At 46.2% G+C, this 7,687-nt stretch carries 6 protein-coding genes; all 6 read right to left on the bottom strand.

The annotated features are described in order from the left end of the window. Positions 1–186 precede the first annotated feature (186 nt). Complete coding sequence (locus tag QUB06_RS22990; RefSeq protein ID WP_333437242.1) at positions 187–960, bottom strand: ABC transporter permease; 774 nt, start codon at positions 958–960, stop codon at positions 187–189. 250 nt (positions 961–1,210) lie between these two features. Next, positions 1,211–2,254 (bottom strand): hypothetical protein, encoded by a 1,044-nt coding sequence (locus tag QUB06_RS22985; protein ID WP_333437241.1) that lies wholly within the window; start codon positions 2,252–2,254, stop codon positions 1,211–1,213. Between the two features lie 503 nt (positions 2,255–2,757). Continuing rightward, a complete protein-coding gene (locus QUB06_RS22980; RefSeq protein ID WP_333437240.1) occupies positions 2,758–3,588 on the bottom strand; it encodes a hypothetical protein in 831 nt (276 codons plus the stop codon). A 126-nt stretch (positions 3,589–3,714) separates the two neighbouring features. Next, a complete protein-coding gene (gene abc-f, locus QUB06_RS22975) occupies positions 3,715–5,325 on the bottom strand; it encodes a ribosomal protection-like ABC-F family protein (RefSeq protein WP_333437239.1) in 1,611 nt (536 codons plus the stop codon). Positions 5,326–5,891: 566 nt separating this feature from the next. Further along, entirely contained in the window at positions 5,892–6,917 is a 1,026-nt protein-coding gene (locus QUB06_RS22970) for an ABC transporter permease (protein WP_333437238.1), read from the bottom strand. 208 nt (positions 6,918–7,125) lie between these two features. Then, positions 7,126–7,470, bottom strand: a complete 345-nt coding sequence (locus QUB06_RS22965; protein ID WP_333437237.1) for a hypothetical protein — start codon at positions 7,468–7,470, stop codon at positions 7,126–7,128. Positions 7,471–7,687 lie beyond the last annotated feature (217 nt).

The raw sequence follows: 7,687 nt of genomic DNA, 5'->3' as shown, positions 1-7,687 counted from the left end.
AGGTCGCTCCGGCTGAAGCCGGAGCGCCTTTGTTAAGAAAGATGTGAGTAAGCCATAGCCTTAAGAAGGGGGGGACAAGAAGTTGCTCAAAGTCAACCCCTACTCCCATTATTAAGGGGGATTTAGGGGGATCTCCGGGGAATTAGCAGTGTTAACTGAACCATATTACGACATAATGAGATAGTTTTAAAGTCTTCTTTCTACTCTCAGCATCCTGCCGTAAGAAAGCCATCCACCTGCAATCATGGCAATAGAAAATATGAATAAATACCAGAAGTGTTCGGAAATATCAGCCAAATCTTTGCCGTCAGCCCACACGCCCATCAGCGCTTCGTTCATGTGATAAATTGGATTGTACTGGGCGAGTTCCAGCAGACTTTTGGGAAACAGCGAAGTTGGCAAAAATGCGCCTCCTAAAATCAACAAAGGAACGCCGAAAGCCGCTACTAGCGAGTTGACATCTTCAGTGCGCCTCGCAAACTGGGTGCCGAGAATAAAGCCTACACCTACATAAGATACAATACTGAGCAGAATAATCGCACATCCTAACAGGATAGAGCCTTGAAATTGCGCTCCTAAACAAGAGGCGATCGTGTATACTAAAATTACCTGACCGATGCCGATGCAACTGTGAGCCAGGAAAATTCCTAAAAAGTAGGAAGTGCCGCTCAGCGGGGAAATAAACAAGCGTTTGAGGGTATGCTGTTCTCGCTCTGCTACTACTGTTGCTACGCTACCACCGAGACAGCTAAAAAATAAAGCCGCTCCTACTAAGCTTGCAGGTGCAGCAACTTCAAAGGCTTTTGCTGTGGTGAGATTAGCGCGTTCTTTTAAAATTAAACCGTTAATTAGCAAGATAGAAACTGGAAAAATACTCCACAATACTAAGCTGCGTCGCCGCCTCCCCAATTCAATTAAAATCCGCTGTGCTACTGCGAGCGTTTCGTGCCAGTATTTCATAGCCAATATATTAGTATTGTTAGAATTGGGAATTGGCGATCGCACCACCGGATATCATACCATAGAGGTGCAAATAAGTTTAACTCTCAATAAAAAACCCGCCGGCGCGGGTTTGGTGATTTTAGGGGGATAGGTTTTAACACCAGTAAAAAAAAGCATGGAACTGTAACAAATTCCAAATCCATATCTAATCAGTTATTCCCTATTGAAAATCGGAAATTGTATAACTTGTCGCGGTTTCTAGCTGCTCTCAATTAATACTAAAGTTTTTACCTCTGTAGCATCCTTGAAAAGAAGTTAAACTGGTGCGGTTTTTCTGTTCCAATTTAGTCACGAGGGAAGAAGTATTGCTACTTTCAGGGGTAGCACCCCACTTGTAGATAAAGTCGCCGAGATTGTCTCCGGTTTCTTCGTAGCTGTGCTCTTCAATTGGAATTCCAGAAACTCCTGAAACAGTTTGGTTGTGGTATCCGTTAACGATGATTTTTTCGATAACTGCGCCCGGTTCTGCGGTAATGTTCCATTGCACGGGTTCATAAGCTGAAAGCGCGAGAATTATTGGCTTGTTTCGGCGTTCTACTTTGACTTCGATCGCACTTTTTGATAAATCTCGGTTCTTGTGATCCGCATTGGCTTCGTAAACGCCTATTAAATGAAGTTCTTTGTTTCCGCTTGACGAACCGATATAACCTGAAAAATCGTCGGAACCGCCCAACCCGCAGTTGGCGCCAGAACTAATTGGGGAAATAAAAGCAGCTTTTTCGGCTATTTTCTGCTGCACCGCCGGCACAACCCACAATCCGGTTCCGATGCCTAAAGCACCTATCAAAGCGGCGGCGATACCGAAAGGAAGGGCATTTGTGAGGTGGCGGACAACTGGTTTGGCTGTTAGTTGAGATAGGGTTTGCTGCCAATTTTCACCAGTTTGTCGATCGGCATTCCCGCCATCGAGACAGGCCAATAAACCTAAACTTTCCGGCTGTTCGAGCAGACTTTGAACAGTTTTCCCTTCACCGACGTAGAGATTTCTAGTTTCGGTGTCTAAAAGCAGCCAGTAGCGATCGCCCTCCCCGAGGTTGTACTCTTGTACCGCAGGATCGACTAAATCGTGCTGCAAAAACACCAGCCAAGCCATATTATTGCCAGTGCCGACTGTTTTGCCGTCGCTGGATATAAGTTGGTCGATGTCGGGTTCCCAGCGCCAAGCTACCCAACGACTATCTCCTCGATAGCCGAGGGATTTTTCTAATTGCGGATGAGCGGTTATTTCTAAGCGTTGAACTAAGTTTGACACTAGATGTCCTCCTCAAGTGCGATCGGGTCTAGAGCAATTTTGTTCCAATTTATTAAAACAAATATTTTGCTCATGAAGAGCCTCCGAATAATCGGGTTAATTTTGTCTGGCTAATGTTATCAGCCGCTACTTTCCAAACCACACTGGCTTAACAAAAATATGCCTGTTTAATGGCTTAGATTGAGAACTTGGAGCTGGCGAGCACCCGCCTGGGAATAATTTTAACCTGTGCTGATAACTAATCCTGTTACGGATTAAAGCTAGCTATCTATGACTGCTTCTACCTGGTTGTCCAGTTTTGAAAGAGTCCTCGGCTAATAGCGTCTACAAGTTCTTAGCTTAACTTTTATTTCGCTACTCTGCTACAAAATATGCCGATCGCACGTGACATCAATATTACGCAGGCAAATAAATATTCCGGCTTTCTCGCGGGTGAACAATCTCTAAAAAAGAGACGGTTTCAGAGAAACCCGGTTTCTGTAAAAGTTCTGACACTTCGCCTATTACTGGCGGGGGCCATCAATCGCATCTCTAGTCGGTGCAACACCTCCCGGGCCAAAGGAACTCGGCGGTACTCTCGGAAGATTGATATTGGGATTGGGAACTAAATCGCCGTTGCCGCCGCCAGCAGTTCCACCCGTGGGAGACGCACTATTATTGGGACTGGTACTCGGTGAAGTTCCCGGATTGAGATTATTCTGATTGGTATTCGGCGAAGTTCCCAGATTGGGATTATTGGGAGTGATATAGGGCGCACTTCCCGGATTGAGATTATTCGGATTAGTATTCGGCGCCGTTCCCGGATTGGCATTATTCGGATTGGTATTGGGCGCCGTTCCCGGATTGGCATTATTCGGATTAGTATTCGGCGCCGTTCCCGGATTGGCATTATTCGGATTGGTATTGGGCGCCGTTCCCGGATTGGCATTATTCGGATTGGTATTGGGCGCCGTTCCCGGATTGGCATTATTCGGATTGTTGGGGTTTGCCGTGCCTGTTGGAGTAGTTATCGGGGTGCCGGCAGCATCTCTGGTGATAGCGTTGGGGTTCGGGGGAGCAGGCGGAGCAGCCCCATTGGGGTTATTTGCAGGAGCATTGGCGGGGTTGCCCGCAACCGGAGCAGGGTTTTGGGGAGCAGCATTGCTGCCGCACAAGCTGACTAAATCAAAAGTTGTGCCACCTCGGGTTTCGATGAAGCAAACCGGCACATTTACATCGGGGTTTGAGGCTCTGGGAAAATCGGCTGTTCCCGGCATGGGACGGCTAAAGGCAGCTTCAGCCATCAGTGGGGTCAAGGCCGCCGATAGAGCGGCGATTGTTCGCAATAATCTCATCAGCGTTTCCTCAAATGTTGAGCTGTGTTTGATCTAGTATTGCCCAGAAACTAGAAATTGTCTTCTTCCCAAAATAGGAGCTTTTGCTACTCCTGCTGATGTAGGCTGCGCCACTGAGCTTCAGAATTAAGACATTTGCATCTCAAGTAATTCCTGATGATAACGTTCCAACTCATGCGGTTGATGGAGCAGCGGCTGAAGTTGGCCGTTGTGGAGTTGGTAGGCTTGTGTGATTCCAATGCGGCTGAGAAAGTCGAGGTCGTGGGAGATGACCCAGAGGGCGCTCTGAAACTCATTGACTCCATCAACAATCTGATTCACTGTTTCCAAATCCAAATTATTTGTTGGTTCATCTAAAATGAGCCAATCAATTTGAGAAATGCCGATCGCAGCCAGCCCTAATCTCGCTAACTCACCGCCGCTTAAGGCAGATGCAGGCTTGTTCACCTCATCATTGAAAAATAGAAAATTTCCTAATTGCTGTCGCAGCAATTGATAGTCTAAGTTTGGGTTTGCCATTTGCATATTTTCTAGGACTGTCCGAGAGCGATCGACCATTTCATAGCTTTGATCCAGATATACCCATTTTATGGAAGATTTTATGGCAATTTCACCGGCTTCTAAAATTGCTGGAGTTCGCTCCATTCCTAGAAGGGCTTGAGCTAAACAGGATTTTCCTGAGCCGTTCTTTCCAGCAATAGCGATCCGCGAGTTTGACGATACATGAAGCTGAATGTTTTTGATTAATCGGCGCTCTCCTAATCTCAAATCAGCACCTTGGATATCGATTAGATTTTTGTGTTTTTGATTGCATTCTTCTAATTTAACCCGGGTTGTTTTCGTTGTTCTGATTTTGGTCTCAGTAACTTGATTAGTTGCTTTTTCTACGGCGAGTTCATGTTTCTTCTTAGCCATTCCTGCCATTACTTCAGCTTGTCGCTTCCACGCACCAGCGAGAATTTTCGGAATGCTGTCGGCACGTTTGCGACCTTGTTGGCGAGAGTGGGCGGCTCGTTGTTGTTCCTGAGATGCTGATGTTTTCGCTCGCTTTAGTTCTTTTCGCGCTACTTCGTGGGCTCGTAATGCGGCTTGATGTTCGATTTCTTTTTGCGATCGATAGAAGGAGTAGTTCCCACCGTAAACCTTTAACTCCGCTGGGGTTAATTCCCAAATCGTATCGACGGTGCGATCGAGAAAAAACGGCTTGTGCGAGACAATAACGAAAGCACCAGAAAATTCTTGCAGTGCTGTCTGCAACTGTTCTAGGGTTAACAGGTCTAAATGATTTGTTGGCTCATCTAACAACAGAATATCAGGCTGCTTCGATAGAGCGATCGCCAAGCAAAGTTTCGTCCGTTCTCCACCGCTCACTGTGCCCAGAGGCTGAGATAGCGAGACTTCCGAGGCAAACTTCTCCTCTAGCAACGTCGTCACCGTCCACCAGTCATCCGAATGAGAAGCGATCCAGTCCAGTACCAATTCATTCGATGCAGACAGATTCAGGGTACTGACTTGAGGCAGATAGTAAACACTACCTGTCCTCGCGACTGTGCCAATCTGCGGGATTAGTTGTCCGGCAAGTAGCTTGAGCAAGGTCGATTTACCGCTGCCGTTGCGACCGACTAAGCCAATGCGCGAGCCTTCATGAATCGCAACAGTGATATCTGCGAACAAAGTCCGTGTGGGTGCGACTTCGCAGGTCAAATTAGCTGCGTTGAGAATTGCTTTCTTTTGCATATTTCTGCTTCATGTGGGTTTGCTGAGCCGTCCTCGTAGTGCTGGACGCTCGATCGCAGTACGATCGAGAGGTCGCTACCCAATTCAAATCTCTGGCTTTCGTAGTGTTTAAAGCACAGAGCGTTGGAAATCGATCGGGATGGGTTAGCAACCAGCAGTTAGCTTCATGGCAGTAATAATTGATAGGCTACAATCAATTACAGTATATTACACGAGTTTTACGTTGTCAAGCCACAGATGTTTTGAATTCTGCGTTACAACGGATACAGTCTTGGACGCAAGGAATATATTTTGACACCATCTGTAGTGGTAAGGCGCGCACTGTACATCATACTGGCTCTTCTTTACTTACTGTACTAATTTATCTAAAAATAATGGCACAAATTCTTATATAGCAAAAATTTATGGTCTTGTTTTAGTTGATTTTAGCCGTTTTTTATTAAATTCAGATATAGGTGGATTTTCAACTACTTAAACCAAGAGTTTGGCACAGTAAGGAAGAGGCGGATACGCTGTATGATGTCCGGTCGATCGACCGGACATCATATAATAACAATTAACTTCCTTTAATACCGAATTCGCGGGTCAACGTAAGCATTCAAAATATCAATTACAATGCTGGCAATTACGACAATTGCCGCAAAAAATACCACAATACCTTGAACAGTTGGATAATCGCGCAAGCTAATCGCTTCGTAAAGGCGATTTGCCAACCCCGGCCAAGAAAAAGTAACCTCTGTTAAAATAGCACCGCCCAAGAGTGCAGCAAAAGTCAATCCTAAGACAGTAATCACCGGAATTAGCGCATTTTTCAGAGCGTGAGCCCATAAAATCTGCAATTCTGGAATGCCTCTGGCTCTAGCTGCTTCGACATAATCTGCTTGCAAAGTTTGCTTGAGATTCACCCTGACAATGCGCTCGAAAATGCCGCTCAAAAGAATGCCCAACGTCAAACTCGGAAGTGCCAAATAATGCAAACTTGTGAGAAACTGACCAGGGTTAGCGCTCAGGAGACTGTCAATCGTGTAGAGTCCCGTGTAGCCTTCGGGGGCGGGGAATGTGACGGGAAAGCGAGTTCCCAAGGGAAACCATCCCAACTGCACTGCGAAAATCAACTGCAAAACCATGCCGGCCCAAAAAGCGGGCAGCGAGTAAGTTATAATGCCAAACAAACGGCCGACAGCATCGAAAATAGTGTTGGGGCGGGATGCTGCTAGGGAACCGATACTGATGCCGACAATTAAAGCTATGGCCATGCTACAAACTGCTAATTCCACTGTAGCGGGGAAATAATCTCCGATAATTTGCCACACGGTTTGTCCGCGAGTGGTGATTGAGGTTCCCAAGTTCAGACTCAATAAGTCTTTCATGTAGTTGAGATATTGCTGCCACAGGGGGGCGTCGAGGCCGAGTTGAGTCCGCATTGCTTCTTTGGCGGCTGCGGGAGCTCGTGAGCCGAGAATGGCATCTATGGGGTCGCCCGGAGTGGCCCGCAACAATAAAAATACTGCTGTGGTGATTGTCCACAACATTAGCGGTGCCAGGAGCAAGCGGACAATAATATAAGATTGCAGGGCTTTGGAACGAGACATAATATTTGGGAATTGCCAATTGCGAAGTCATTAGTGATTAGCCAGATGTTGAAGGCATCAGGCAGATGGAAGCTAGAAGCGGGAAGAAACAGATATTTTATATCTGCGACTTCCGTGCCGCCAATCAGGGGAATTGGGAATTGCGAACAGACAGTTTAGTTGATTTTTGCGAAAAAGTCGATCGACTTTTTCGCAATTGGCGATTTTTCTATTCGCCCAGCAGCGATTCAAATGCAGCTTGCAAAGACTTGATATCGCCTACTCTGGCTACTAACAAGTTTTCGCTGCCGGCATCCTGCAGCCTGTGTCTCCAATACTGGATGCTATCGGAATTGTTCATCCAGAAACTAATCACGGTGTCTACAACTCGATCGACATCCCAGCCCCGGTAAGGAGAAACTGTCTCCACGGATGCCACAAACGCATCAAGAGTACACTTCCAGTTTCCCAAGTATTCTACACCCGACGGCTGCTGTTGTTTCAGCAATTCCTGCTGCTGGTTAAAAAATGTTAAAGTTGGAGATACGCCCAGGATTTCAAATGTATAGTTCATGTCATCCTCCAGAAGTATTATTTTGCCAAAATATCGAGCGTCCAAAAAAGCCAAAAACGCTTTACTTTGCTGCTTTTGATGGAATGCAGATGCTTCAATTATCCTCTTTGTACTCGATGGCTTACGCCCCGCTAGCTACGGAATTTTGGCGGCTTATCTTATTAATAGCAAATTTTTTAACAGCGGATTGTCACAGAATTTACATTTGTCATCGCAC

The organism is Microcoleus sp. D2_18a_D3 (assembly GCF_036702455.1).
Lineage (GTDB): Bacteria > Cyanobacteriota > Cyanobacteriia > Cyanobacteriales > Microcoleaceae > Microcoleus.
Note: the sequence above shows the minus strand (reverse complement) of the source record. Positions and strands in the feature narration are given on the sequence as shown.

Bases quoted from the DNA above. Each gene is read 5' to 3' on its own strand.
- abc-f (WP_333437239.1), bottom strand. From the start codon at position 5,325: ATGCAAAAGAAAGCAATTCTCAACGCAGCTAATTTGACCTGCGAAGTC.
- QUB06_RS22990 (WP_333437242.1), bottom strand. From the start codon at position 960: ATGAAATACTGGCACGAAACGCTCGCAGTAGCACAGCGGATTTTAATT.
- QUB06_RS22965 (WP_333437237.1), bottom strand. From the start codon at position 7,470: ATGAACTATACATTTGAAATCCTGGGCGTATCTCCAACTTTAACATTT.
- QUB06_RS22980 (WP_333437240.1), bottom strand. From the start codon at position 3,588: ATGAGATTATTGCGAACAATCGCCGCTCTATCGGCGGCCTTGACCCCA.
- QUB06_RS22970 (WP_333437238.1), bottom strand. From the start codon at position 6,917: ATGTCTCGTTCCAAAGCCCTGCAATCTTATATTATTGTCCGCTTGCTC.